Source organism: Eisenibacter elegans DSM 3317 (assembly GCF_000430505.1).
Lineage (GTDB): Bacteria > Bacteroidota > Bacteroidia > Cytophagales > Microscillaceae > Eisenibacter > Eisenibacter elegans.
This window is the reverse complement of record NZ_AUMD01000012.1, coordinates 452,016-477,314: the sequence shown is the minus strand read 5'-3', so window position 1 is coordinate 477,314 and position 25,299 is coordinate 452,016. Positions and strand designations below refer to the sequence as shown.

At 48.1% G+C, this 25,299-nt stretch carries 24 protein-coding genes and 3 tRNA genes; 19 read left to right on the top strand and 8 right to left on the bottom strand.

Annotated elements, in window-relative coordinates; all coding sequences use genetic code 11:
- Positions 1 to 16 precede the first annotated feature (16 nt).
- Positions 17 to 916 (top strand): alpha/beta fold hydrolase, encoded by a 900-nt coding sequence (locus G499_RS0105675; protein ID WP_026999145.1) that lies wholly within the window; start codon positions 17 to 19, stop codon positions 914 to 916.
- Positions 917 to 918: 2 nt separating this feature from the next.
- On the opposite strand, the gene G499_RS0105670 is transcribed toward G499_RS0105675, so the two are convergent.
- The 4 genes from G499_RS0105670 to G499_RS0105655 form a co-directional block, all read right to left on the bottom strand.
- Positions 919 to 1,332, bottom strand: a complete 414-nt coding sequence (locus G499_RS0105670; protein ID WP_026999144.1) for a hypothetical protein — start codon at positions 1,330 to 1,332, stop codon at positions 919 to 921.
- A 123-nt stretch (positions 1,333 to 1,455) separates the two neighbouring features.
- Entirely contained in the window at positions 1,456 to 2,181 is a 726-nt protein-coding gene (locus G499_RS0105665; protein WP_026999143.1) for a tetratricopeptide repeat protein, read from the bottom strand.
- A gap of 436 nt (positions 2,182 to 2,617) precedes the next feature.
- Entirely contained in the window at positions 2,618 to 3,010 is a 393-nt protein-coding gene (locus G499_RS0105660) for a hypothetical protein (protein WP_026999142.1), read from the bottom strand.
- A 115-nt stretch (positions 3,011 to 3,125) separates the two neighbouring features.
- A complete protein-coding gene (locus G499_RS0105655; RefSeq protein WP_026999141.1) occupies positions 3,126 to 3,947 on the bottom strand; it encodes a crotonase/enoyl-CoA hydratase family protein in 822 nt (273 codons plus the stop codon).
- Between the two features lie 190 nt (positions 3,948 to 4,137).
- Here G499_RS0105655 and G499_RS18860 point away from each other — a divergent pair, with 190 nt between their 5' ends.
- From G499_RS18860 to G499_RS0105600, 10 genes are all read left to right on the top strand, one after another.
- Positions 4,138 to 4,944: a metallophosphoesterase family protein gene (locus G499_RS18860; protein ID WP_211231585.1), complete on the top strand. Its 807-nt coding sequence runs from the start codon at positions 4,138 to 4,140 to the stop codon at positions 4,942 to 4,944.
- A 140-nt stretch (positions 4,945 to 5,084) separates the two neighbouring features.
- Positions 5,085 to 6,248: an acyl-CoA dehydrogenase gene (locus tag G499_RS0105645; RefSeq protein ID WP_051295938.1), complete on the top strand. Its 1,164-nt coding sequence runs from the start codon at positions 5,085 to 5,087 to the stop codon at positions 6,246 to 6,248.
- A 143-nt stretch (positions 6,249 to 6,391) separates the two neighbouring features.
- On the top strand, positions 6,392 to 7,501 hold the full coding sequence (locus G499_RS0105640) for a helix-turn-helix transcriptional regulator (RefSeq protein ID WP_026999139.1): 1,110 nt from the start codon (positions 6,392 to 6,394) through the stop codon (positions 7,499 to 7,501).
- A 103-nt stretch (positions 7,502 to 7,604) separates the two neighbouring features.
- Complete coding sequence (locus G499_RS0105635; RefSeq protein ID WP_026999138.1) at positions 7,605 to 8,159, top strand: hypothetical protein; 555 nt, start codon at positions 7,605 to 7,607, stop codon at positions 8,157 to 8,159.
- A 140-nt stretch (positions 8,160 to 8,299) separates the two neighbouring features.
- Complete coding sequence (locus G499_RS0105625; protein ID WP_081413654.1) at positions 8,300 to 10,798, top strand: PAS domain-containing protein; 2,499 nt, start codon at positions 8,300 to 8,302, stop codon at positions 10,796 to 10,798.
- A gap of 287 nt (positions 10,799 to 11,085) precedes the next feature.
- Positions 11,086 to 14,127 carry a PD-(D/E)XK nuclease family protein gene (locus G499_RS0105620; protein ID WP_026999135.1) on the top strand — a complete coding sequence of 1,014 codons (3,042 nt, stop codon included), beginning with the start codon at positions 11,086 to 11,088 and terminating at the stop codon, positions 14,125 to 14,127.
- Between the two features lie 30 nt (positions 14,128 to 14,157).
- Positions 14,158 to 14,559, top strand: a complete 402-nt coding sequence (locus G499_RS0105615) for a phage holin family protein (protein WP_026999134.1) — start codon at positions 14,158 to 14,160, stop codon at positions 14,557 to 14,559.
- Positions 14,498 to 14,992, top strand: coding sequence for a hypothetical protein (locus G499_RS0105610; protein ID WP_154658323.1), 495 nt, complete (start codon positions 14,498 to 14,500; stop codon positions 14,990 to 14,992). Before G499_RS0105615 ends, G499_RS0105610 begins: the two co-directional genes overlap by 62 nt.
- Positions 14,949 to 15,677 (top strand): phosphoglycerol geranylgeranyltransferase, encoded by a 729-nt coding sequence (locus tag G499_RS0105605; RefSeq protein ID WP_035726586.1) that lies wholly within the window; start codon positions 14,949 to 14,951, stop codon positions 15,675 to 15,677. The genes G499_RS0105610 and G499_RS0105605 overlap by 44 nt, the downstream gene beginning before the upstream one ends.
- Before the next feature lie 168 nt (positions 15,678 to 15,845).
- Positions 15,846 to 16,283 carry a DUF2147 domain-containing protein gene (locus tag G499_RS0105600; protein WP_026999131.1) on the top strand — a complete coding sequence of 146 codons (438 nt, stop codon included), beginning with the start codon at positions 15,846 to 15,848 and terminating at the stop codon, positions 16,281 to 16,283.
- Between the two features lie 106 nt (positions 16,284 to 16,389).
- Here the strand turns inward: G499_RS0105600 and G499_RS0105595 are convergent, their stop codons facing one another.
- Positions 16,390 to 17,157, bottom strand: a complete 768-nt coding sequence (locus G499_RS0105595) for an MBL fold metallo-hydrolase (protein WP_026999130.1) — start codon at positions 17,155 to 17,157, stop codon at positions 16,390 to 16,392.
- 36 nt (positions 17,158 to 17,193) lie between these two features.
- The gene (locus tag G499_RS0105590) at positions 17,194 to 17,559 is read right to left on the bottom strand and encodes a CoA-binding protein (protein ID WP_026999129.1); all 366 of its coding nucleotides are present in this window, start codon (positions 17,557 to 17,559) and stop codon (positions 17,194 to 17,196) included.
- A 209-nt stretch (positions 17,560 to 17,768) separates the two neighbouring features.
- Between G499_RS0105590 and G499_RS0105585 the strand changes: the two genes are divergently transcribed.
- The 8 genes from G499_RS0105585 (at position 17,769) to G499_RS18855 (ending at position 23,145) form a co-directional block, all read left to right on the top strand.
- Positions 17,769 to 18,518, top strand: a complete 750-nt coding sequence (locus G499_RS0105585; RefSeq protein ID WP_026999128.1) for a hypothetical protein — start codon at positions 17,769 to 17,771, stop codon at positions 18,516 to 18,518.
- A gap of 90 nt (positions 18,519 to 18,608) precedes the next feature.
- Complete coding sequence (locus tag G499_RS0105580; protein WP_154658322.1) at positions 18,609 to 19,277, top strand: hypothetical protein; 669 nt, start codon at positions 18,609 to 18,611, stop codon at positions 19,275 to 19,277.
- An 86-nt stretch (positions 19,278 to 19,363) separates the two neighbouring features.
- A tRNA-Gly gene (locus tag G499_RS0105575) sits at positions 19,364 to 19,436 on the top strand.
- A 27-nt stretch (positions 19,437 to 19,463) separates the two neighbouring features.
- Positions 19,464 to 19,549, top strand: a tRNA-Leu gene (locus G499_RS0105570).
- 12 nt (positions 19,550 to 19,561) lie between these two features.
- Positions 19,562 to 19,634 (top strand) — tRNA-Gly (locus G499_RS0105565).
- 128 nt (positions 19,635 to 19,762) lie between these two features.
- Positions 19,763 to 20,059, top strand: coding sequence for a putative quinol monooxygenase (locus G499_RS0105560; protein ID WP_026999126.1), 297 nt, complete (start codon positions 19,763 to 19,765; stop codon positions 20,057 to 20,059).
- A gap of 217 nt (positions 20,060 to 20,276) precedes the next feature.
- On the top strand, positions 20,277 to 21,971 hold the full coding sequence (gene polX, locus G499_RS0105555) for a DNA polymerase/3'-5' exonuclease PolX (RefSeq protein ID WP_026999125.1): 1,695 nt from the start codon (positions 20,277 to 20,279) through the stop codon (positions 21,969 to 21,971).
- Between the two features lie 67 nt (positions 21,972 to 22,038).
- Positions 22,039 to 23,145 carry a glycosyltransferase family 9 protein gene (locus tag G499_RS18855; RefSeq protein ID WP_081413662.1) on the top strand — a complete coding sequence of 369 codons (1,107 nt, stop codon included), beginning with the start codon at positions 22,039 to 22,041 and terminating at the stop codon, positions 23,143 to 23,145.
- 251 nt (positions 23,146 to 23,396) lie between these two features.
- Here G499_RS18855 and G499_RS0105545 read toward each other — a convergent pair whose 3' ends face one another.
- Positions 23,397 to 24,395 (bottom strand): glycosyltransferase, encoded by a 999-nt coding sequence (locus G499_RS0105545; protein WP_051295937.1) that lies wholly within the window; start codon positions 24,393 to 24,395, stop codon positions 23,397 to 23,399.
- Positions 24,395 to 25,192, bottom strand: a complete 798-nt coding sequence (locus G499_RS0105540; protein ID WP_026999123.1) for an adenosylcobinamide-GDP ribazoletransferase — start codon at positions 25,190 to 25,192, stop codon at positions 24,395 to 24,397. The genes G499_RS0105545 and G499_RS0105540 overlap by 1 nt, the downstream gene beginning before the upstream one ends.
- Between the last annotated feature and the right edge of the window lie 107 nt (positions 25,193 to 25,299).

Below are 25,299 nucleotides of genomic sequence, written 5' to 3'. Positions count from 1 at the left end.
AACCTACCATAAATCTATGCACACACAAACCACTCCCGAACAGTGGCTGTCGCAAGGACACTACAGCCAATACCGAGGACATCAGCTGTTCTATCGACACGAAGGACAGGGCGAGGCGCTAGTCTGTATCCACGGCTACCCTACCGCCTCTTGGGACTGGGTCAAGTTATGGCCCCAGCTCACACAGCACTTCGAGGTAGTGGCTCCGGATATGATAGGTTTTGGCTTTTCGGCCAAACCTTACCGGTATGCCTACAGCATTCTGGATCAAGCCACGCTTCACGAAAATCTCCTCAAGCAGCTAGGCATCACCCAAGTTCATATCTTAGCCCACGACTATGGCGATACTGTGGCTCAGGAGCTGTTGGCACGCTACGAAGACCGCCGCCGATACGGCAGCCAAGCAACGGGCTTGTCTATCAAATCAATCTGCTTCTTGAACGGCGGGCTTTTCCCCGAAACACACCACGCCAAGCCTATTCAACATCTTTTGCAAAGCCCTGTAGGGTTTCTGCTGGTGCGGCTTTATGGAGAGGCCAAGTTTCGGAAAACATTTCAGGGGATTTTTGGAAAAAACACTCCTCCTTCAGAAGAAGAATACCAGCATTTTTGGGCGCTCATCACCCGCGAAGGAGGGAAAAATATTCTACATAAGCTCATTGGCTATATGCGTGAGCGCAAGCGCTATCGAGAGCGTTGGGTAGGCGCATTGGTCAATACACAAATCCCCCTGCGGGTAATTGATGGGGCGGCAGACCCTGTTTCGGGGGCACATATGGTGGCGCGTTACAAGGCTCTAGTGCCCAATCCTGACACTATTTTGCTGCCCGAGATAGGGCATTATCCACAAGTAGAAGCGCCCGAGGCTGTGTGGGAGGCTTTTTGGGCTTTTGTAGCCCCACATCTACAAGGGTAAGGCTACTTGGCTTTCAAGACGAGGTCTATGCGCTCGTTTTGGGTAATTAGGGAGAGGTGCAGCCGTTGTTCGCTGACCTCTTCTATCAGCCAACGCCCCTCAAGCGCGCCCTTCATCAGCATCAGGGTTTTGCGGTCGCCGCTGAGCCTCCAGACTCCTTGGGTGTCGCCATTGAGCGTATACTGTTGGTTTTTCTGCAATGCCAAGGCTTCTAGCTGTTGAGAGGCCTCTAGGGGTGAGAGTGGGTAGTGTACCAAACGTTTGTTGGCTTCGCTCAAGGCTTCCTTGCCCCAAGGTTTTACCATTACGGTATCGCGCTGCCATTCTTTCACCAACAGCGGCTCCTGAACCGGTGTGCTCCAGCTAGCCAATACTAACCAGACCAAAGAACTGATGAGATGAATGATATAGGTCATATGAAAAAGGTTTTGGCTCACAAAGATAAAAGTTAGCACAAATGATGCCGTATTTTTTAACAAAAATTTCGCCTTTGTGCTATTCTCTTTGTTTATCTTCTGTCAAACCCTTTTGGTGGCATGTTATTTTTTGCGCAAGCCCAATGTTTTCTTAGCAAAATCTACAAACTCCCGGAAAGTATCGGCCTTGGTAAAAACCTCTGCGATGACCTGTAGGCGCGTAGGCGGTGGCGGTTCGGACTGATGCAGTTTTTCTTGTATGGCCTTATGGGTTTCGTATTCAGCCAAGATTGTATCGATATCAGGCTTGTCAAAAGATTTGCCCTTATCCGCAATGGCATCCGCCCTGTCATAAAACTCTTGGGCGGCTTTTTTGCGTCCGGCTTTCTCTTCGAGCAGGCCTAGGTTGTTGAGGGCGATAGCATCTTCGGGGTCAAGCGCGATAGCCTGTTTATAATCGGCGATAGCCCCTTTGATGTCGCCTACGTGTGCGCGCACATAGGCGCGACTGGCATAGCGATAGGGGTTTTCGGGTTCTAGTTTGAGGGCAGTGCTAAGGTCTTCTAGCGCAGCGCGGTTGTCTTTGAGTTGGTGGTAGGCTACCCCTCGTTCACTATAGACCAGCGCTTGGTCAGGGGCTTGGGCCAGGGCCAATGTATACGTTTCTACAGCGGCCTTATATTGACCTAATTTACTCAAAACCAAGCCTTTGTTGTACAGGCTCTCGGCGTGGGCAGGGTGTTCATACAACACCTTTTCGAGCAATAGTAAGGCCGCTTGATATTGCCCCTGTTCGCAATATTGTAAAGCTTTTAAGAAATCGGGATGAGTGGTAGGAATGTTGGCCATAAGTAGCAACGAGCAATCAAATTATCAGTTGTGAAAGCAACTGCCAAACGACCGGCCTTGGTAGCGGCCTGCTGCTGACAGCACTATTATTGAAAAACTAGGGATACCGTATTATGTTTGTGATTTTTGGACTGAATCTACAGTTTGAGGGAAGTATTGATATACAATGACTACTAGCGCTCGTTTAAAATTCTCTTCATCGACACCGAAACGCTGCTTTTTGCGCTATTATGTCGTTAAAAATACTCGTTGTAGCCCTCCCAAGATTAAAATCGTGGGTTAAATGGTAACACCTGCGCTTTTTGCCTAATAGCAGCACAAAAATCAGCTGTTTTGAGTGTCGCGCCGAAAATTCAAACACGCTCTTAGTCTGTGAAATTGATACCCTTAGCGTACCATCTAGCCTTGTTCATCCTCAAATCCGATGAATCCTGTTCTATTTCAGATACACTATCCAAAGCTGCTTGTCGTTTTCGGTAGTAGCCTGCATCAACAGAATACTTTTGTAGGGCAAGAACAGACTTCCTTGATCAGTATCGACAAAGATTGCCTCACCAGTACTGAGGGTGTTCCAGCTATTTACTTGGTAGTTTTCTAGGGCAAATTCGTGATTGTTGCCCGAGCGGGTCTTGTGGCCTTTGTGACTAGTAACCCAACCGTCTCTATCCAATAACATATTGGTACTAAAGTAAATACGCAGTTGCAAGTTGGGTGGTTTGAGTTTTTGCTCTTGTAACCAGAACAACACTGGGTCGCTTTGAGCAACGACAGTTGGGTTACTCAACCCCCAAAGCAGCCCTATGATACCAAGTATGATAAAACGGCGCATAGTCTAGTGGTATCTAAAGTTTCTTGTTTCAAAAATCTGTCGTAATATGGTATAAACCAACAGGCTATGGATTTTCAGAACCTCCCACAAGCCTGTTGTACTGGGTAACATAAACTCAATCTTCAAACTTGGGGGTACGCTTTTGCATCTGCGCCATCAGCCCCTCTTGGATGTCGTTGGAGAAGAGCATGGCCGCATTCCAAGTAGCGATATAGTTGAGTCCCTCGTCTACGCTGTGTTCGCGGGTGTAGAGCAACATCTCCTTGGTACCTCGGATAGAGAGCGGTGATTTCTCGGCGATATTACGGGCGATATTCATCACCCCTTCCATCAGCGCCTCCTTGTCAGCAAAGCTGTTGTTAGCCAAGCCAACGCGTACAGCCTCTTGGCCAGAAACTTTGCGGCCTGTGTAGACCATCTCGCGGGCAATACCATCGGGGATGATTTTGGGCAAGCGCTGGAGCGTGCCTACGTCGGCCACCATACCGAGGTCTATCTCTTTGACAACAAAGAAGGCATCATCCGTACAATAGCGCATATCGCAGGCCGTAACCATATCTACCCCGCCGCCTATACACGCGCCGTGAATGGCGGCAATGACGGGTTTGCGGCAGCGTTCAATGGCCGTAAAAGCCTCTTGAAGGCGGAGGATATCGAGGCGGAGGAATTCTCGTGCACGGGCAGGGCAGCTGAACTTGTCAAAGCTTTGTTTCATTCCCATCAGCATCTGCAAGTCGATGCCTGAGGTAAAATGTTTGCCTTCGCCACTCAAGACCACCACCCGTGCTTCGGGGGTTTGGTCGATATGAGCTAGGGCTTGGGGCAGTTCTGTCCAAAAAGCAGCCGTCATCGCATTGGCCTTTTCAGGGTTGTTGAGCGTCAGCAGCGCGACATTATTTTGGATATGCAGTTTAAGTGTTTGGAATTCAGCAGGCATAGAAAGGTAGTTTAGAGGAGTAGGTAGACCGTTTTTCAGTAAAACTATTTGAACAAGTTATTGTACTTTTCCAACAAAAACAAGTATCAAACAGGGTATCTTCACAAAGATACGATATTTTTGAAAACTGCCTTTCAAACCTTTCGCCGCCCATACACGTTCTTTCGATAGTTTTAGCCCCGATAGTCCTTTGAGTATCAAACCATTAATACCTTCCAGCCCCCCTGTGGGCGTTTCCCTCTCCGGTCATCCGACCCGTACTTGGGTAATTCCTGACATTCACGGCTGTTATGAAACACTTTTGCGCTTGATAGAAGACAGTATCCGCCCTTCGAGCAATGATTTGCTGGTTTTCTTGGGTGATTATATCGACCGAGGCGCTCAAAGCAAGGGGGTTTTAGATTATTTGCGGCAGCTCGAACGCCAAGGACAGGCAATCATCAGCCTGTTGGGCAATCACGAAGATGTGCTTCTACGCTGTTATGACGAAGCCCATAACCCGCAACCAATGGTCGGGATGATGCGCTTAGAGGATAGTTGGCAGCGCTACGGTGGCGATGCGACCTTGCGCAGCTTTGGCGTTCGGAAAGTAGGTGATATTCCGGCTGATTATATCGAATGGTTACGTCAACGCCCGCTGTACTACAGTACAAACGATTATGTGATGGTACACGCCGGGATGAACTTCTTAATAAACGACCCTTTTTCTGACCAAACGGCGATGCTTTGGGCTAAAAATTATCCTATCGAGCCCCACAAAATAGGGTATCGCACCTTGATTTATGGGCATCGGCCTTACAACCTAGCCCAAATACAAAGCCAAATCACCCAAAATAGCCCCAGCATTGGGCTAGACAACGGCTGTATCTATTCAAACGAATATGGCAAAGGGCATTTGTTGGCTTTTGAATTGCACAGTCGCCGCCTGCTTGTCCAGCCTTCGGTTGAGCAAACTTCGACACCCAAACGCAAAGTATCCCTTCCTGCTGCCTCTTGAAGCGCCTGTGCTTGCCAAGTTGGCATCCGCCACACAGCCCCTAGGCATCCCTTCTAAAAGTACAAAAGCCTTTTTTATTTTTTGTGAAAAGGCATATCTTTGTACTCCAAATAACTCCGATAGTAATAAACCAATAAATTATGGCGATTATAGATACCGAAATTTCGGCAGCTTTCCTGACCGAAGAGCAGCAAGAAGTCCGTATGGCAGCGCGTGAATTTGCGCAGCGCGAACTGCTTCCCGGTGTGATTGAACGCGACACCCACGAAATATTTCCGGCAGAGCAAATCAAAAAACTTGGCGAGCTAGGCTTTATGGGGATGATGGTCTCTCCTGAATACGGCGGCAGCGGTATGGACACCGTGTCTTACGTATTGGCGATGGAAGAACTCTCCAAGATTGATGCCTCAGCTTCGGTTTGTATGTCTGTCAACAACTCCCTCGTTTGCTGGGGTTTGGAAAAATATGGCAATGAAGAGCAAAAGCGCAAGTACCTCGTACCACTAGCTACCGGCGCAAAGCTGGGCGCATTTTGCCTTTCAGAACCCGAAGCAGGCTCTGATGCTACCTCCCAGCGTACCACTGCCGAAGACAAAGGCGACCACTACCTACTCAACGGTACCAAAAACTGGATTACCAACGGAGGTAATGCCGATATCTACCTTGTCATAGCCCAAACCAATCCCGAGCTACGCCACAAAGGCATCAATGTCCTGATTGTAGAAAAAGGAATGGAAGGCTTTACTATTGGTAAAAAAGAAGAAAAAATGGGTATTCGTGGCTCCGACACCCACTCGCTGATGTTCTCGGATGTGCGCGTACCGAAAGAAAACCGCATCGGGGTGGATGGCTTCGGCTTCCGCTTTGCGATGGAAACCCTCAACGGCGGGCGTATTGGGATTGCGGCTCAGGCCTTGGGCATTGCCTCTGGCGCCTACGAGTTGTCTGTACAATACTCCAAAGAACGTAAAGCATTTGGAGTGCCCATTAGCCAACATCAGGCCATCCAGTTTAAGCTGGCCGATATGGCGCTCAAGGTAGAAAACTCTCGCCTGCTCTGCCTCCAAGCAGCCCGCATCAAAGATGCCGGCCTCGACTATGCCCACGCCAGCGCGATGGCCAAGGTATATGCCTCAGAAGCCGCCATGTGGGTCAGCACCGAAGCCGTACAAGTACACGGCGGCTACGGCTACGTCAAAGAATACCACGTAGAGCGTATGATGCGCGATGCCAAAATCACCCAGATTTATGAAGGCACCTCCGAAGTACAACGTATTGTCATCTCTCGGGGTATCTTAAAATAATCATAAATCAGTTATTTGTTTGTATTATAACAAAAGAAGCGTATCTTTGTGATACGTTTCTTTTTTAGCTATACTACTTGTACTAACGGCATATTTCTTGCGAAACACCAAATCTAAAAATACAAATAAAATCATAATTGAGTATGGGAGATTACAATGAAATCATAGATGCATTGACTGTAAGGCTGCTCAAAGCTAAAAATATCCAGCTGCTCAACTCCGTTATCGTCAAAGACTACTACGATGTTGAAAACCATATTTTTTTGCTTCACGACAAATCTATCGCGTTTTCTTATTTCGAAGACAAAGAGCTGAAAGAAGGCGAAGAGGAGCTAAACGGCCAACTAAACGGTCATAGCAAGCCTGCTACCCCCGAAACCAGCGATCAAACCCGCCGCAAACGCGAGCGCCAACTACTCCAAACGCTCGAAGAAGTAGAGGTAGGTGATATCCTATTTGTACCCGGTGGTAAACCAACCTGTATGGCTTTTGGACTCCAAGACAGCCTAGCGCCCTATGCTAGCCGTTTGGCAGAAGAGGGCTTTGACCCTATCAACAGTATTCCTCATTTTATTGATAATCAACACTTTATTTCGAGCAAAGAACGCTATTTTGGAGGCAACAGCGACCTAAGCCAAGTAGGCAAACTGAGCAATTCGTTCAGCTACCTATCGTTTGAGGCCAAAGTCTCCAACTCTATCAACTTTTTCTCTTCACTCGATATTCCCCCCTTGGTCATCCGTGACAACCCCGGATTGGCACGTATTATCAAAGAGATTGTACAAGAAGACCTTCAGGCTACCCCGGGCAAACGCCGTATGCTCCAAAACAAAATGGAGCAAGTGGTGATTGAGGTCATCCGCCATATCCTGCGCAACGACCTTTTTGTGGAAAAACTCGCCACCAACAGTACCTACTTCAAAGACCGCCGTTTGGTAGAAGTATTCAAGTACATCAAAGAAAATCTGGGCGGCGACTTGTCCAACAAGGTGTTGGCCAATGTAGCCAACATCTCTGAGGATTATGTAGGGCAGTATTTCAAGAAATTGACCAATATCAACCCTCAAGATTATATTGAGTATCAACGTATGGAGCACGCCGTACACTTGCTGCGGACTACTGATATGAGCATCCGCGACATCGGCCAAGAGGTAGGTTATAAAGACACAGCCTATTTCTGCCGCCGCTTCAAGATGATGTTTGGTATCCCTGCCGGCAAGATGCGCCGCCGCGACACTGCTGTCAACATCTAAATTCTCCCCAGCCTGTAAGCACTGTTTACAGGCTTTTTATTTGCCCCTGCCAACAAAACCAACCTTTAGATGGTATTAGAGCTACACCAAACCATCTGATTGTATGCGCTTATTCTTGTACTTTTGTGGGTGGCTCGCCTTGCTTGGGCTTCATAGCCAATGTGGCACGCCTGACCCTCGCAGCCAATACCAACCTCTGGCTGACTTTCATACACCAGACGACGCAGAGCTGTTTTTCAAAAATGTCAGGCAAATTTATTATGATCGCGAAGAACCACCCAATACCCATATCACACTATATAGGCTGAAAAAACGCGTCAAAACTGCCGATACCCCCCTAATCAATTTGGCTATCGCCCACAACTGGCGCTTCGACGAAGCCTACCTCGTAGTAGAGCCTAACGCGTTGGCCTTTGCCACTGGCGACAGCCTTTATATCGATTGGGCTTCGCCGGTCGATAGTGGGCAGTATGTCTTTGCGAAGCGCAGCAACCATCACCAACACAAGGCCTTTGCCCTAAGTCTCTACCAAAGTATCAAGGCCCAGCATACGCTGCGCTGCCAAGCAAGCCCCTTACTACATACTACGCCCCAACAAGAGGCGCTCCGACTAACCATAGAAGACTACCTGCGGCTGTTGGGCAAGGAGATAGAATGAGGTGAAAAAATTGGTACAACTACTGATATTTAGCACAATGCTGCTATCTTTACGGTACGGTTTTGGCAATTGATATCAAGCGTTGGGCTTGGCTCAACCCATACCCATTCCCGAAAAAAGCATTAGCAAGCACGAGTTTTATGAGCGATACAAAAGCAAATGCGCCCTTGACAAATTCCCCCAAACGCAGCTGGTGGCAGTGGTTGGGCAGTATCAGAGGCCAACTGATGATTAGCTTTGTAGCCATTACAATACTACTGACTACTTTCGTTTCATTGGTGATTTACCAAATCAGCCAAAGTACCAACCAAGTAAGCTACTTGGTCAATGTACTGGAAAACTCGCGTATCTACGGGCAAAAACTGGGGCTGGCTGTAAGCCACAGCAACCAACACCTACAGACGTACCTCTTGGCTTGGGGCGAAAGCTACCAAAGCCAAAGCCAACTCGAAACCTACCAAGAGCAACGCGCCCGTATCTGGCGGCAAGAGCTGCCTGCTATTACAGACTCGCTCAAGCAATATGCCGCACAATGGACAGGGGTAGAAGAAAAACTGATGTATGCCAACCTACTCTCCAGCCTCGAAAACCTGCGCAACGCCCAAGATTTGGTAGAAAGCTATCGGAGTAGTACCTACAGCGACGAGGATCTCAAAAACCAACTCTCCCCCAAAGAGGTGTTTCGCCGGGATGTGTTGCCGGTTACGCAGAAAATCCTCAAAGACATCGAAACCCTCGACCAAATACATCTCGAAAAACTGCGAACAAAAGGCGCAAGCCTCGCAGAAAACCTCAGCGGATTCAGTCTGTTGTTGGTGGGCATTATTATCATCTCATTGTTGATTTCATTGTATATGACTATCCGCTTTAGCAATCAGCTGATTAGGGATATTCGCACGGCTGCCTTACACACCAAAGCCCTAGCGCAAGGCAACCTTAGCGAGCTCAATACAATCAAAGACCAAGAGCTGAATGCCATCATTGACTCTTTGCAAAAACTCCAAGCCCATCTCAGACGCTTGCAAGACTTTGCTGCCGAGGTAAGCAAGGGGAATTTTGAGAGCCAAATAGCTGTTTTTGAGGCCAATAGCGATATTGGTAAGGCTCTTTCAGATATGCGCCAAGGCTTGACAGAAGTAGCCATCCAAGCCCGCCAACGCAACCGAACCAATGAAGGAATTGCGCTTTTTAGCAATATCTTGCGCCAAAATTATGAAGATGACCAACAGACCTACGACGAGTTTATCAGTACGCTTGTCCGCTATGTAGAGGCCAACCAAGGAAGCATCTTTATTGTCAATGATGATAACCGTGAAGACCACTACCTAGAAACCAAGGCCCTTTATGCCTATGAGCGTAAGCGCTTCGAAACACGCCAAATCAGAATGGGACAGGGGTTGGTAGGGCAGGTATGGCGCGAAAAGGATACCCTTTACCTGACCGAAATCCCCGAAAACTTCGTGCGTATCTCTTCCGGCCTAGGGGGCGAATCGCCCCGATGTGTGCTGATAGTTCCGATTATGGCCAATGATACCGATTTCTTGGGCGCTATTGAGCTGGCTTCTTTCCGATATTTTGAGCCTTACGAGATCGATTTTGTCAAACGTATCAGTGAGATTCTCGCTTCTATGGTTTCTACCATTCAGAAAAATAAAGAAACGCAGATACTGCTGGACGAAGCCCGCGAAGCTACAGAAGAAATGAGCGCCCAAGAAGAAGAAATGCGCCAAAATATGGATCAACTCATCTCTACACAAGAAGAGATGGAAGCACAGTTGCTGGAATACCGCTGGCAGACCCTAGCCATCAATAGTTATACTGCTTTGATAGAGCTAGCGCCGCAGGGGTATATCCGCAAAGCCAACGCTGTTTTCTTAGAAGAACTAAAGTATGACTTGCCTTCGCTCAAAAAGCTAAGTTATGATGCACTTATCCCCGAAAATATTCGCAATCACGCCGACTACGAGGTTTTCTGGGAGGCGCTGAGCCAAGGATTTGCCCAGGTAGGCCAGTTCCAATACCAAGCCCAAGACCTCTCGGAGGTGTGGATGTTGGGATCCTTTACCCCTATCAAAAACCACCACGGAGACCTCATCAAAATCATCGGCCTGTTATTGCCTAATACCGAAATGTATATCAGAAGCAGCGATGCAGTCAACCGATTGGATACATTGTACAAGTCTCACGCAATTATAGAATATGATACCAAGGGGTATATCATTCAGGCCAACACCTACGGACTGGAAATTCTGGGATATGCTGATGTTGAGCTGCGCAACAAGCCTCATTATACCTTGGTAGAGCACGAAGAACGCTACCAACGAAGCTATCAAGAGTTTTGGAAACGCCTCGCCAAAGGAGAAGTCATCCGAGGGCGTTTCAAAAGAATTCATAAAGACGGGACAGAACGATGGCTGCAAAGCAGTTACTGTCCGGTGTTTGAGCAAGACGGACAGGTATACAAAATCGTCGAAATCTCACAAGATATTACCGAGGTCATCCAGTCAGACCTTGAAACCCACCGCCAACTAGAGCAAGTATCCAAGCAAAAAGAAGACCTCTTGCGCCAAAATAGCTCCCTACTCGAGCGCGAAAAACGCCTCACACTACAGCTCCGCGAATACCAAGAGAGTAACTAACTTTTACAGATACTGTTCAAAGTTTGATACCTTTTGGGGGGTAAAATGAGACTTCGCCCATAGTTTTATGTCAAGATTCACAAGATTTGAGCATTTACAGGATTTGATTTCCTTGATGCTCAAGGATTCTCAGTGCGCAGATTTCCCAAACCAATTTTGGTTGGGCATAAAAAGCCTTCTTAAGACGGTGCAATGTCTTGAATTCCTTGAAAACTGAGCATAAACGGAAGTATTTGAGCGAATTTTGCTAACTTCACTTCGTTATTTGATACCTCAATCGCTCCCGGATGCAGTCATTCTTAGCTCAATGCGCGGCACATATTTGCCAAACCTATGCCGAAGACCTAGCCCAAACGGTCGTAGTGTTGCCCACCAAACGGGCGACCTTTTATTTCAAACACGCCCTCAGTGCCCATATCAAGCCCGAAAATCAACCTGTGTTGATTCCGATTGAGGACTTTTTCACTTACCTGACCGACACCAAGGTTACTGGAGCAATGACCTTGCTGCTAGAGCTCTACGATGTCTATCAACACTTGGACGACAACATCGACATTGATCGCTTTGCGGCTTGGGGCTATGTGTTGCTCAAAGATTTTGACCAAGTAGACCGAGCCCTGATAGACCCCAAGGCCCTGTTCCATAATTTATATGACATCAAACTGCTACAACAATGGGGCATCAGTCCGGAGAAAATGACAGAGCGCATCAAACGCTATTTCAAACTTTGGGAAAACTTACACAGTGCTTATGATGCTTTTCAGGAGCGGCTACGCACCTATAACCTCGCCTATCAAGGGATGCTCTACCGACGGGTAGCCGAAAATATAGACCATTATTTGCTCAACCATCCGCAACACAAGCGCTTCTTGTGGGTGGGGATGAACGCGCTCAGCCACGCCGAAGAGCAGATTTTGCAAAAACTCATCAAACATAATCGAGGGGGCGCTTATTGGGACTCAGATACCTACTACCTCAGCCACAACATCGAAAACAAGGCCGGGGCTTTTTTGCGCAAGTATAAAAACAGTTGGGCCAGTCCTTGGTATTTTGAGGGGCGGGCTATGCTCGATGGCGAAAAAGAAGTCGAAATTATTGCGGCAGCCAATGCCGCTTGGCAAGGCCAAATAGCCAACCAACTGCTACACCAATGGGAACAAAAACCCTTGGCCGAGGTCGAAAACCTCAAGACAGCCATCGTCTTGTCTGACGAAAACCTGCTCCTACCGGTATTACAGGGCTTAGATACCCAACACAAAGCACTCAATATCACCATGGGAATGTCTTTCAGGCATTCGCACTTGTTTCATTTTACCGAGTTGTTTTTTGCGCTCCATGGGCAGCTGAAGCGACAGCGTGAGGGCAACAAGTGGGTCTATAAGTTTAACTACAAACACCTCTTGGCCTTGTTCCAGCACCGCTATTTTCGGAGCTATGAGCAAGCGCACCTGCCTCCCGAAAGCGGCGAAAAGCGCCTTAGCCATGCCCTGATTTGGTTTATCAACAAGCATAATAAATTTGCCCTTTCGCAAGAAGAGTTGCTAGAGATTGACCTAGACCCTGTTTTTCAAGAAGATTTTGCCCAAGATTTGGCACTATACAAAGCACAGCTGGCCTCATTGCGCCCGCTGTTGGAGCTGCTTTTGACACGAGTCGGCAGTGTGGGCAAGCTCATAGACCAGCTCGAAGCACTGCTGCTGCTATTGCCCTCGGGCCAAGCCCACGAAGAAGCAATGGAGCTAGAATACAGGCAATTATTTCAGGAAGTATTGGCAGATATCCGCCAAACCCTCAACCGATACAAAACACACAACAAGGGACTGTATAGGCAGATTTCGGAAAATAGACGGTTTTTTAGGACCTTGCTCTATCAGGCGCTGCGGCAAGAAACCATTGTTTTTGACAGTGACCGCCTCAGCCCCTTGCAACTGATGGGGTTGCTCGAAACCCGGGCATTGGACTTTGAGCAGGTAATCATCCTCTCGGCCAATGAGGGGATTTTGCCCCACACCAAAAAAATCAACTCTTTTATCCCCCTTGACATTGCGCGCAGCTATGGTTTGCCTACTTATAGCGATCAAGACGCGATTATCTCCTATCATTTTTACCGCTTGCTACAGCGCGCACAGCGTGTGGCATTGGTATATGTGGCTCCCTCGGATACGTATGGAGCCAAGGAGCGCAGTCGCTTACTATACCAGATTGAAAGCGACTGGGTACAGGCCAACCCCAAGCTAAAGGTGCGCACACGCCAAGCCCAATACCGCACCCGACAAGCTGAGCAAAGCCCCGAACTACGCATCAACAAAAGCCCTTGGCTGTTGCAAAAAGTCAAACAACAAATTACACAAAGCGGCCTCTCTCCCGCCCACATCAATACCTTCATTGCCTGCTCGCTAAAGTATTTCTTTGCTGAAATTATTGGTCTGCAAGCTCCACAGCAAACGAGTGATGAGCTGGGCGCTGATAAGTTTGGGACTATCATCCACGAAATTTTGGAAGAGCTTTTCACACAGATGGCCTCTAAGAACCTACACCGCCAGGTAGGCATCAGTGATATCGAACAAATGCTGCCGCAGGTGCCGGGTATTGTAGAAGAAAAGTTCAAACAAAGCAACTACGTCAACTACGACCTCACCGGCGAAAACTATATCACCAAGGAAGTGGCCGTTACGTTTATGGAGCAGTTTCTGAAAGCGCAAATTGCTGAAATTCAGAAATCGGAACAGCCTTTTGAAATTATTTTGCTTGAAAACGTCAAAGACGATACTGACAAGCTAGGCAAACGGCAGCGTGAAAATATCATCACTACTTTTGAGACCATCATCCACGGGGAGACCCTGCGCGTCAAGATTACCGGTATCATCGACCGACTCGACCAGATAGGGCCACACCTGCGCATCATCGATTATAAAACCGGGAAGGTGCGTGCTACTGAGCTACACATCAAAACCGAAGAACTGGAGCGCCTCCATACCGACCCTATGGCTGATAAGCTACGGCAGCTCTGGATTTATAAGTATATTGTGGCCAAAGAGCTTTTCGAGAAGCAGCGCTTTTTGCCTGCTACCCGCACCCAAACCCCGCCCACACAGCTCAGCGCCGGCGTATATGCCTTGCGTGAACCAGAGAAATTTTTACTCTCTTTGGAAGAAAAAGGCCAAAGCCCACAACTTTCGACCCAAGATTGGCAGGGCTTTATCCAGACTTCGGAGTATCATTTGGAGCAAATCATCCGGAAAATGCTTGACCCACAAGAAGACTTCGCAAAAACCACTGACACCGATACTTGTCAATATTGTATTTATAAAGATATTTGTAACCGCTAAGCCAATGCACACCCAAGCCTCCGCTGTCGTATGAATTTAAAACAACTGCTCAATCAACTCATCGACCGACAACTCATCGCAGACCTTGTTACGCAATATGTCGAAACAAGGGTAGAGCTGACCAAGCTCGATTTTCAGGAGCGCATTGCGACACTCATCATCCTGTTGTTGGAAGTTTTTGTGATTGCCATCATCATGCTTTCGCTGTGGCTGCTTATCAGTGTGGGGCTGGCCTTGCTAATCAATCATTGGTGGTTTCCAGATACACCTTTTGCCGGTTTTCTGTGTATTGCAGGCGTTCAAGGGCTTTTTTTGATGATGTTATGGCTGATTCGACAAAGATTGCATAACCAATTGGAATACAAAATTTATGACGAAATCAACAAAGACGAAGAGCGCAAACGAGCTAGACGCAAGTCCCTTCGATCGTAAGCGCCTAGAGCTAAACAAGCAGCTACGTCAGCAAGAAAAGAAGCTCAAGTTGGAATTGGGCAAGCTCAGCACGGTGCTGTTTATGGCCGGTATGGCCTTTGGTACTTATCAAGTAGTCCGTACTTTGCAAAAAGCCAATACCAAGCCCCAACAACCAAGCCCAACCCCCGAGCAAACGCCAATAGAAACCCCTACTGAGCGGCCTGTTGCGCCTCCACAAGAAAGCAAGCTCTGGCAGATGGTCAAAGCAGAGATGCGCAACTGGCTGTTTGTTTTTTTCAAAGATGTAGTGCAGACTTTGGCGCTACAATACTTACGCCAAGCTGCCCAACAACAAGGACGCGCTCCCGGCGGAAAGTCTTCTTCATCAACTTCCCAAACTGCTCATAATGCTGCTCAAGCAACTGATACAACTACAAACCCAAGGGCATAAAGCTTTTGGGCTATTGATAGATCCCGACAAGTTTTCGCCACAGGTGTTTGAACGTTGGAGTAGCAAGCCTGCCTTTGCCGCAGTAGACTGGGTGCTGGTAGGGGGCAGCCTCATCACTCAAGGCAACCTAGAGCAAACCCTTGCCTACATCCGCCAAATGTGTGTGCAGCCAGTAATCATTTTTCCGGGAAGCAACCTACACATCAGCTCAAGCGCAGACGCTATCTTGTTGCTTTCTTTAATATCAGGCCGCAACCCTGAATACCTGATTGGGCAACACGTGGCTGCCGCACCATTCCTAAAAGGCAGCGGCTTAGAAATCATTCCTACGGCCTACTTGTTGGTAGATGGAGGGCGCACTACCACCGTAGCTTATATCAGCAACACGAACCCTATCCCCTCCGACAAGCCTGAGCTAGCCGCCTGTACAGCGCTCGCCGGAGAGCTGCTGGGGCTGAGGCTTATCTATGCCGATGCAGGCAGCGGCGCACAACACCCCATCCCCCCGGCGGTCATCAGTGCCATCCGCCAACAAACCCAAAATCCCCTGGTGATAGGCGGAGGTATCCGCCACGCCGACCACCTGCGCCAAGCCTACCAAGCCGGCGCTGATATGGTAGTGGTGGGCAATGCGCTCGAAACCAACCCCGACTTGCTCGACGAATTGCTTCGCTGGAAAGCGTAACCACTGATTCGGATTGTGCCCCCATCAGCATTAATTTGGGAAGTGTGTATGTTGAAAATCCTTGAGCATCAAGAAAATCAAATCGAGTAAGCCCTCAAACCAAGCAAATCTTGGTATAAAAACGTATTTTTGTTGACCAATTATCCCCGTTTTAAACTAACTTCCCTTATGCAAAAGACCATCATTATCAGTTTTGTGTTGTGTTGCCTAAGCCTATTGGGCGTACAAGCCCAAGTAGTGGGCTATTTCAAGACCGTCGACGACAACACCGGCAAGGAGCGCTCCGTAGTACATATCTACAAAACCACTGCTGGCACTTATGCTGGTAAGATTATTTCTATCACCGACCCCGAAGAAGCCAAAGGGCTTTGCGAAAAATGTACGGACGAGCGCAAAAACAAACCCGTATTGGGAATGGTCATCTTCAGCGGCCTCAAAGCCTCTGCGGATGGCAACGAGCTGTCGGGCGGCAAAATCCTCGATCCCGAAAGTGGTAAAGAATACAACTGTAAAATATGGCGCGAAGGCAATACACTCAAGGTGCGTGGGTATTGGGGGATGTTTTACCGTACCCAAACTTGGCTACCTACCAATGCTCCCAAATAATCAACAAACCATAGCCTAAATAGTCCAAAAAACTTATTTTTGGTACTTATACACATCACAGCCTGTCAGCGGCCAACTCCCTGACAGGCTTTTGATGCCCATCTATTTAGAGCTGTAGCTGCAAACCATCATAAGCCAACCTGACATAGCTGGGAAGGTCTCGCTCAACCTCCCGATGCAAGCCCATTTTGTGGCTGATATGTGTCAGGTAGCCCTGCTCAGGTTTGATTTCGGCCATTACCTCCAGCGCCTGCGCTAGGGTATAGTGAGAGAGATGATCTTCTTTTTGGAGCGCATCCAAGACCAGCACCTTGGTTCCCCTGACCTTGTCTAGCTCCTTGGGCGCGATATAGTTGGCATCGGTGATATAGGTAAAATCCCCAATCCGAAAGCCAAAGACTGGCAACTTATAGTGTAAGACCTCTATCGGCAGAATCGGGATACCCTCTACTTCAAAAAGCTTGTTTTCGATGATATGTGGCGCTACCGAAAGCACGCCTGGGTATTTCTGAGTTTTGTCAACAAAGATATAGGCAAATTCTCGTTTGAGCTGCTCCAATACGTGGTTGCGCGCATAGATGGGCATATCGTTCGGCATCTTGAACTGAAACGTGCGGAGATCATCCATTCCGGCAGTATGGTCTTTGTGCTCATGGGTATACAAGACCGCATCTACTTGGCGGATATCGTGCCGTAACATCTGCTGCCTGAAGTCTGGCCCTGTATCAATAACAAGACTCTTGCCCTTATACTCCACATGTACAGACACGCGGAGGCGTTGGTCCCGAAAATCGAGCGACCGACACACTACACAATCACACGCAATCACCGGCACGCCCTGCGAAGTACCACTCCCAAGGATAGTTATTTTCATCATACAACAAAGAAAACAAAATCAGGGCTTATCTCCTCAATACTGCTGGGTCGAAAGCATCACCAAAGTACAAGCATAGAGCACTTCTATCCCAGCTTGGCTAGCTTTTTGGGCAAGCTCAGGGTTTTCGGTACCGGGGTTGAAAATAAGTCTTTGTGGCTTGGTTTGGAGGATATAGTCGTACCATTCTGGCTGATTCTGAGGCCCTACATACAAGGTCAGTGTATCTATGTCTGTGTGTATTTGGCGGCTGTTGTCAATCGGTTGGCCCACAACCTCTCCCTTTTTTATCCCCACCAGCACAATCGGGTGTTGGTGTGCCGTCAGTCTTTCGGCAGCCATATAAGCATAACGATCGGCATTGGTAGTCGCGCCGAGGATAAGTGTTTTCTTCTGTAACATTGTTCGAAGTGTTTTCCTTGATGGGTATATAACCAAAAAAACCTGCCAAGAGTTGCTCATTACCAATAAACCCTACAAGGGTTCAAGTATCGGGCTACAAAATACCGAAAACTTATTTGGCTGGATTGCTCACAATTTTAATCAAATTTGGTTATATTACTATCCTAATCATCCTAAGGCGCTCCCTAACATACTAAACCGCCAAACCTATGCACACACCCATTCATCTTCATGCGCTCCTCTGGCTTGGCCTAGTTTGGCTACTTGGAGGGTTTTTACCTGCTTATGGGCAATTTGAGCAGACTGCCCGCCTCGAAATACTGACCCCCGATGCCTTCCCCTACGCTCTAGATGTGATTCCGCTGCGCGATAAAGGGATTCTTACTTTTACCCAAGCGCGGCAGTTTAGCAGTACCTTACAGCTGGCACGTTTTGCCGAAGATTTTGCGCAAGCCTGGCAACAAAACTACGACCTCAAGGGGCGCTTCTATGTATTGGATACCTATTATGATGAAGGGCGCTATTTCCACATATTCACCACCGACAACTCCGGCCTCTATCTCTCTACCCTCAGCATCGATGTGCAAACAGGTGAGTTACGTATCCTCAGTGGCCGTCTGCCTTTCAGGTTGCAAGTCGAGGATTTCAAGGTCATCGATGATGTTGTCTTGATTATTGGGCGTTATCGCGACAAGAGCACGGCGCTATACCTGCCCTCGGGCGAGGTATCTTTCCAAATAATGCCTTCATTTTTTGACAAGTTCACTGACTTTCAGCGCATTTACGATGACCCCGAAGGCAAAACCGCCTACTTTGTCATTCGTAACCGCCGTACCTGTCAAATCTTTGTACAGCCTTATTCCATCTTGGTAGGGTTACTCCCGGTATTCAATCTTGGCGAAGATCGCGACCGTTATTTGCAGCAAATCATTGCCCGCAAAACCGGCGACAACCGCTGAATGCTGCTGGCGACCTTCTCTCATCGCTGCCTCAACCTCCCCCAAGGTTTTTGTGTCGCTACGTTTGAAGGAGGCAAAACAGACAAGGTCATGTTCTACAAATTTGTCGACTTTGTCAATTATTTCAAATACCGCAACGAACGACAAGTGGACCGCATACAAGCACGCATTGCCAAGCGCCAAAGTCGGGGCAAAGACTATATCATCCGGACGAAATCCACGATGCAAGAAGACCTCATCAGTTACCAAGACAAGCTCTATGTAATTACAGAAAGCTATGTGGAAGAATATCGTAACAACAATATGGGCGTAATGTATCCACGTGATGCCTTCCGCACCTTCGACGGCTACCGATACCTACACGCCACCATTACTGCCTTTGATCTCAACGGGCGCAAGCTTTGGGACAATACCATCCGTATCAAACGCCTGAAAGAATATACCCAGCGCGAAAATCTTCGTATCGGTTTTATAGGCGATAGTACTGTCATTGCCTATGTGGAGCAAAACAAAATTCAGTCCAAGCTAGTACACCGTTATCGTACCGTAGGGGAGCAAAACTCCCAGCGCATTGGCGATATCCTAGGCGATGAACGCATCAACCTCAGCAACAGTGTACAGCTAAAACATTGGTATGATGATTACTTCCTCATCTGGGGCGAACACCCCTATACAGCCCTGGGCGAAGCCGGTGGCAGTGGTTTTTTTGTTAGTAAAATAAAATATACCCCTGAAAAACAAATTGTTAAACAACATTGATAAAAAAAATCAGCACTTTTTTTGTTAATTCAAATCAACCCACTACCTTTGTAGTCCCAAATGACTAGGACGATAGTCATCCATCAGCGAAAGTAGCTCAGTTGGTAGAGCGCGACCTTGCCAAGGTCGAGGCCGCGGGTTCGACCCCCGTCTTTCGCTCGCTGCAAAAAGGAGCAGACAAGAACCGCCGGGATGGTGGAATTGGTAGACACGCAGGACTTAAAATCCTGTGAGCCGAAACGCTCGTGCGGGTTCGACCCCCGCTCCTGGTACTATTTATTAAAGCGAAAGTAGCTCAGCTGGTAGAGCGCGACCTTGCCAAGGTCGAGGCCGCGGGTTCGACCCCCGTCTTTCGCTCAGCTTTACTCCTCAAACAAAACCCGATAAGCCTGTCTTGTCGGGTTTTTTTGTTATCAGACTTGTAAGCTACTACAAGATTGGCTACCTTAGTCAATATACTGACTACCATCTCAACCCCTTACCCTATGTTGATTCGTATCGTTCGGATGACTTTCCAAGCAGATCAAGTAGAGACTTTCTTGGCTACTTTTGAAACTTACAAACACCAAATACGGCACTTTGAAGGCTGCCAACACCTTAGCTTGCTGCGCGACTGGTCAGCCCCCCATATTTTTACTACCTACAGCCACTGGCTCAGCGAAGAGCATCTCAACAACTATCGACACTCGGAGCTTTTTCAACACGTTTGGGGGCAGACCAAGCCCCTTTTCGCCCAAAGCCCTGTCGCATTCTCCCTGCTCAAAGCGCAAGAAGTCGTATAAATGCTGAATAGCCGCTGGTATAGCCAAACTGAGGTTTGGTAAAATTTCTGCCCATCGTTGTAACATTCTCTCCACGCAAACAGTACATGCACCTTAAAGATTGGGCTTAAATACCCCAAATTTTCTGCCCCAGCCGGCTTTCAGAGGTCACTAAATAGCGACCCACCTTGGCCGCCCTATTTTGACACAATACCTAGACCCAACCCCCTTGAAACTTTTGGACAACGCACAAATCATCCATACACTAGAGCTATTGGCTACACTCTTGGAGCTACACGAAGAGAACCCTTTCAAAGTTAAATCATACCTTACCGCTGCCCAACATCTCGAAAAAGTAGATACCCCGCTAGCCAACCTCTCCGTTGCTGAGCTTCAACAACTCCCCGGCATAGGGAAAGCTATCGCCGAAAAGATAGCCGAACTCTGTACTATCGGTACTTTCAAACTACTCGAAGAAGTCAAGCAAAAAACACCCGCCGGTCTGATAGAACTGACCGGCCTGTCGGGCATTGGTACCAAAAAACTGCGCACACTCTGGCAAGAGCTCAACATCACCGATGCCGAAGGACTGCTACAGGCTTGCGAAGCCAACCAAGTAGCACAGCTCAAAGGATTTGGCACCAAAACCCAAGAACAAATCCGGCAGGCGCTGCTCTTCAAACAAGACACCAAGGGCAAGCTACGCCTAGATAAAGCCGCAGTGTATGCCCAAAAAGTAGCCCAAGCACTGACATCATTGCCCGTTTTTAGGGGCAAAGTATACGCCAGCGGCGAGCTGCGCCGCCAGGCTGAATTTGTGAGTGAATTATGTTGGGTAGCCGTTAGCCACGATTGGGAAGCAGCTTGGCACAGCCTAAACCAGCTCGAAGACCTTGAGCCTACGCCTATCGCACACGGACTCAAAGTGTGGCGGGGGCAGTTACCAGAAGTACAGCTCAAAGTCTCTGTGCACCTTGTGTCGGAAGATGAGTGGGTCGGTACCCGATTTTTGCAAGCTTGCGAAGGAAGGCATTTGGCACAGCCCACCCAAACCCAAGTACCCCTACAGGTCTGGGTCAAGGAGCAGCCTACTTTTGCCAACGAAGAAGCCATCTATGCCGGCGCAGGGCTACCCTATATCGTCCCCGAAATGCGCGAAGGACACCAAGAGTGGGCTTGGGCAACACAATACCAAACCGAAATGCTCTTGGAGACCTCTGATATCAAGGGAGTCATTCACGCTCACTCTACTTATAGCGATGGCAAACACAGCCTAGCGCAAATGGCTCAGGCCTGTGCTGAAGCTGGATACCAATACCTAGGCATTACGGATCACTCCCAGTCGGCTTTTTATGCCAATGGGCTAAACGAAGCCCGTGTTTATGAACAACATCGTGAAATTGATGCGCTCAACAACAGCCTAGCTCCTTTCAAAATATTCAAAGGTATCGAGTCTGATATTCTGGCTGATGGCTCACTAGATTACCCCGAAGATTGTCTGAAAAGCTTCGATTTTATCATCGCCTCTATCCACTCCGGATTGAGAATGGATGAAAGCAAGGCTACTCAACGGCTTATCAAGGCGATAGAAAACCCCTATACTACCATCCTCGGGCATCCTACAGGCCGGCTGCTGCTGAGCCGGCAAGGCTATCCTGTAGACTTTATGAAAGTTATTGATGCTTGTGCAGCCAATGGGGTCGCTATTGAGCTGAATGCAAGCCCTTGGCGTTTGGATATTCCTTGGCAATATATCCCTTATGCTCTGGAAAAAGGAGTCAAGATTAGCATCAATCCTGATGCCCACGAACAAGCCACCATTCACGATATTGACTGGGGAGTGCGTATCGCGAGAAAAGCCGGCCTGACCAAAGAGGCTACGCTCAACACACTTGATGGCCAGCAAATTGCGAATTTTTTCTCAAAAAAATAACCTAAGCCCAAACAATATTCGTAAAAATCATACTATCCAACCTTTGAACACGACAACACCCCGGCCTATGCACCCCATAAAGATACTCATCATACGCCTCTCTTCTATGGGCGATATTGTGCTGACAAGCCCTGTTGTAAGATGCCTCAAGCAGCAATTAGCCCAAGTAGAGATCCACTTCTGCACCAAAGAGCAATATCACGACCTCCTGGCTCACAACCCCTACATCGACAAAATACACCTTCTCAACGGCTGTATCAAAAATACTATCAAGCGGCTGCAAGCCGAAAATTTTGACTATGTCATTGATTTGCACAATAACTTCAGAAGCTTTCGTATCAAAATGGCGCTAAACAAGCCCCACAAGACCCTCAAGAAGCTGAATGTGCAGAAATGGCTGTATGTGAACACCAAAATCAACTGGATGCCCAAAACACATATCGTGGACCGGTATATGCAGACTGTAGCTTTTCTGGGTGTTCAGAATGATCATCAAGGGCTAGACTACTTCATAACGCCTCACCACGAAGTACCGCTGTCGGAATTTCCTGTGTTATTCCAACAAGGTTATGCGGCGTTTGTGATTGGTGGAGGGCATTATACCAAGCGGCTTCCGATAGAAAAGGTACTGGAGTTTTGTATACAAATCCCAATGCCTATCATTTTGCTGGGGGGCAAAGAAGAAATGGCTACGGCCAAGCATGTGATGGAAGCCTTATATCAAACACATCCACAAGTGGCTGAGAGGGTGTATAATGCCTGCGGAGAATATAGTGTCAATCAAGCGGCCTCTGTTGTCAGACAGTCGCAAGTGGTCTTTACACACGATACCGGGCTAATGCACATTGCTGCTGCCTACAAGAAATTTATCTATGCTATCTGGGGGAATACGACTCCAGCCTTGGGGATGTACCCCTACAAGACCAGCTTTGTGTCTATCGAAAACCTAACACTTAACTGCCGCCCCTGCTCCAAGATTGGGTACAACCAATGTCCTAAGGGGCATTTCAAGTGTATGTTGGGGCTACGACTACCCAAAAAGCTGGTGTCCTTGCCCCTAGAACAGCAGATTACGTATACCCCCCAACACGAGTCTATGACACTACCGCACGAAACACAGCAGACAACCTCCTTGAGGCTTGGTGTAAGCCAATCTCGTACCAATACTTGGTAAATCCTGTTTTTTATACCAAGATTGACAAGATTTGAGGATGCTCAGGGTTTGATTTTCTTGATTATGAAGGATTTTCAGCGGACACATTTCCCCAACCAATTTTGATTGAGTATAAAACCTGAAATATGGATGCGCCTTTGCGTTCTTCGCGGTTAGACATGCGTCAAGAATAGGGGGGAAGATACCCACGACAAAAACCAAAAATATCCCGTGGTGTTGTGTTGTTCCCTATTTGTATTAGGCTTGAAGCCTCATTGCTGCCCATACCTCCAGCGTAAGTAAAGGCGATACCAATAATGTACGGATACCTTGTTGGAGGCCGCCCAGCAAATCCAGCGCTCTAAAAAGCCTAAAGCCTCCAACTGCCTTAACATCAAGGCCCAACGCCTGACCAAGCCCCATTGTCGGGTATAAAATGCCAACCTGAGATAATAACGAGCCCCTTGTGCCAAAGCTGTGTTTTGGGCTGGCGTTTGGTTTTGGGCTTGAGCTTTGCGGCATACCCGCCAAGTATCGTACTGATAACGATTAGACGGAATATCAAAATAAAACCGCTTGGAAGCTGCGTTTTGGAGCTGACGTTTGTAGGTCGTGATTTCATCAAGGTAGGCATAGGCATAGTTTGGGCTGCTTCTTACCCACAAATCAAAGTCTTCGTAGCTCAGTGTTGCATCATAGCCTCCCAAAGCTTGGAGCATCGTATGGCGCATCATCATCGTAGGAGTGCAGATAAAGTAGCGCCTCAGCACCTCCTCATATACCCAGCCTTGAGGAATAGATAGCCGGCTACGTCCGTCGGCATTGATAGGATAATGATAGCGTAACAAGCGCCCTTGGGCATCGACCAAAGCAGCATTGCTAAAAATCAGGCCATAATCCTCTGACAAGGTATCAAAAAATGCCACCTGATTGGCAATTCTTGTTGGAGTAAACCAATCGTCCGCAGCAAGGTCAACGATGTATTTGCCTTTGGCCTTGGCCAATAAGGCATTGAATGTGGTACAGTGTCCCTTGTTGGCTGTTTGGGCTTCAAAAAAAACGCGCTGTAGCACAGGCTCTTTGTGCCAATCTGCTATCACTTGGGCGATGCGTTCGGCACTACCATCGGTGCTGGCATCATCGGCAATAAGCAACTCCCAATGTGGGTAGGTTTGAGCTTTGACAGCGGCCAAAGCATCGGCCACAAAAGCGGCCTGATTGTAACACAAGCACAGGATGGAGACCAAAGGAGGGGCATCTGTAGTCATCATCAGACTAAGAGCCATTTGTGTGTGAATAAGGCTTGCAGCCCAAGATAAATCACTACCTCGGCTACCTGCTGGGTAGCGCCAAGGCAGTCGCCGGTATAGCCACCAATGCGCTTGCGAAAATAGCGCCCCATCATCAACCAAACCCCAAAGACGAGCACCGCCAATAGCGCCCAAACAGGCCATAAACCACTCACAGCCCATATTACGGGTACTAAGGCCAGCAAAGTGGCAAAAAACCAATCTTTCTTACCCATTCCTTTGGCAATGGGTTTGGCCTTGGCATCGTCGTTCTCGCGGACATACTCGTCGGTAGCAACCAAACAGACCGCCGTGTAGCGGCTCAGGGTGTGGCCTATGATGAGCCAAGGTGGCAGATAGACCATTTGCTGTAGCTCATAAAGAGTAGCCAGCTTCAGCCCCAACATCCCTATCATTCCGATTACACCAAAAGCCCCCACACGGGAGTCCTTCATAATTTCTAGAATGCGCATCTTGGTCCAGCCTCCGCCAAAACCATCACACACATCGGCAAAGCCGTCTTCGTGAAAAGCACCGGTAATCCAGATAGTCGCTATCGTACTCAACACCACAGCCACCAACCCTCCCCAAACTCCTTGAGCAGCCACAAAAACTAAGGCAGCCGCCCCACCCACAATCCAACCAATAACAGGGAAGTATACTGTCGCTTTGTTGAGATATTCGGCAGAATGTGTTACCCACGAAGGGCAAGGAATGCGGGTATAGAACATAAGTGCCGTAAAAAATATGTGTATCTGAGCACGAAGGGCATTTTTCATTAATAAATCAGGAGGGGATTTGTGAATACTGGAGGTCTTCTGTGATTTAGGTGCGAAAGTCATTAAAAATCTTCTTCGCGATAGCTTTACAAACCTACCGCGAAGGA

Coding starts and splice junctions, on each gene's coding strand:
- G499_RS0105675 (WP_026999145.1), top strand. CDS start 17: ATGCACACACAAACCACTCCCGAACAGTGGCTGTCGCAAGGACACTAC.
- G499_RS0105670 (WP_026999144.1), bottom strand. CDS start 1,332: ATGACCTATATCATTCATCTCATCAGTTCTTTGGTCTGGTTAGTATTG.
- G499_RS0105665 (WP_026999143.1), bottom strand. CDS start 2,181: ATGGCCAACATTCCTACCACTCATCCCGATTTCTTAAAAGCTTTACAA.
- G499_RS0105660 (WP_026999142.1), bottom strand. CDS start 3,010: ATGCGCCGTTTTATCATACTTGGTATCATAGGGCTGCTTTGGGGGTTG.
- G499_RS0105655 (WP_026999141.1), bottom strand. CDS start 3,947: ATGCCTGCTGAATTCCAAACACTTAAACTGCATATCCAAAATAATGTC.
- G499_RS0105645 (WP_051295938.1), top strand. CDS start 5,085: ATGGCGATTATAGATACCGAAATTTCGGCAGCTTTCCTGACCGAAGAG.
- G499_RS0105640 (WP_026999139.1), top strand. CDS start 6,392: ATGGGAGATTACAATGAAATCATAGATGCATTGACTGTAAGGCTGCTC.
- G499_RS0105635 (WP_026999138.1), top strand. CDS start 7,605: ATGCGCTTATTCTTGTACTTTTGTGGGTGGCTCGCCTTGCTTGGGCTT.
- G499_RS0105625 (WP_081413654.1), top strand. CDS start 8,300: ATGAGCGATACAAAAGCAAATGCGCCCTTGACAAATTCCCCCAAACGC.
- G499_RS0105620 (WP_026999135.1), top strand. CDS start 11,086: ATGCAGTCATTCTTAGCTCAATGCGCGGCACATATTTGCCAAACCTAT.
- G499_RS0105615 (WP_026999134.1), top strand. CDS start 14,158: ATGAATTTAAAACAACTGCTCAATCAACTCATCGACCGACAACTCATC.
- G499_RS0105610 (WP_154658323.1), top strand. CDS start 14,498: ATGACGAAATCAACAAAGACGAAGAGCGCAAACGAGCTAGACGCAAGT.
- G499_RS0105605 (WP_035726586.1), top strand. CDS start 14,949: ATGCTGCTCAAGCAACTGATACAACTACAAACCCAAGGGCATAAAGCT.
- G499_RS0105600 (WP_026999131.1), top strand. CDS start 15,846: ATGCAAAAGACCATCATTATCAGTTTTGTGTTGTGTTGCCTAAGCCTA.
- G499_RS0105595 (WP_026999130.1), bottom strand. CDS start 17,157: ATGAAAATAACTATCCTTGGGAGTGGTACTTCGCAGGGCGTGCCGGTG.
- G499_RS0105590 (WP_026999129.1), bottom strand. CDS start 17,559: ATGTTACAGAAGAAAACACTTATCCTCGGCGCGACTACCAATGCCGAT.
- G499_RS0105585 (WP_026999128.1), top strand. CDS start 17,769: ATGCACACACCCATTCATCTTCATGCGCTCCTCTGGCTTGGCCTAGTT.
- G499_RS0105580 (WP_154658322.1), top strand. CDS start 18,609: ATGTTCTACAAATTTGTCGACTTTGTCAATTATTTCAAATACCGCAAC.
- G499_RS0105560 (WP_026999126.1), top strand. CDS start 19,763: ATGTTGATTCGTATCGTTCGGATGACTTTCCAAGCAGATCAAGTAGAG.
- G499_RS18855 (WP_081413662.1), top strand. CDS start 22,039: ATGCACCCCATAAAGATACTCATCATACGCCTCTCTTCTATGGGCGAT.
- G499_RS0105545 (WP_051295937.1), bottom strand. CDS start 24,395: ATGATGACTACAGATGCCCCTCCTTTGGTCTCCATCCTGTGCTTGTGT.
- G499_RS0105540 (WP_026999123.1), bottom strand. CDS start 25,192: ATGAAAAATGCCCTTCGTGCTCAGATACACATATTTTTTACGGCACTT.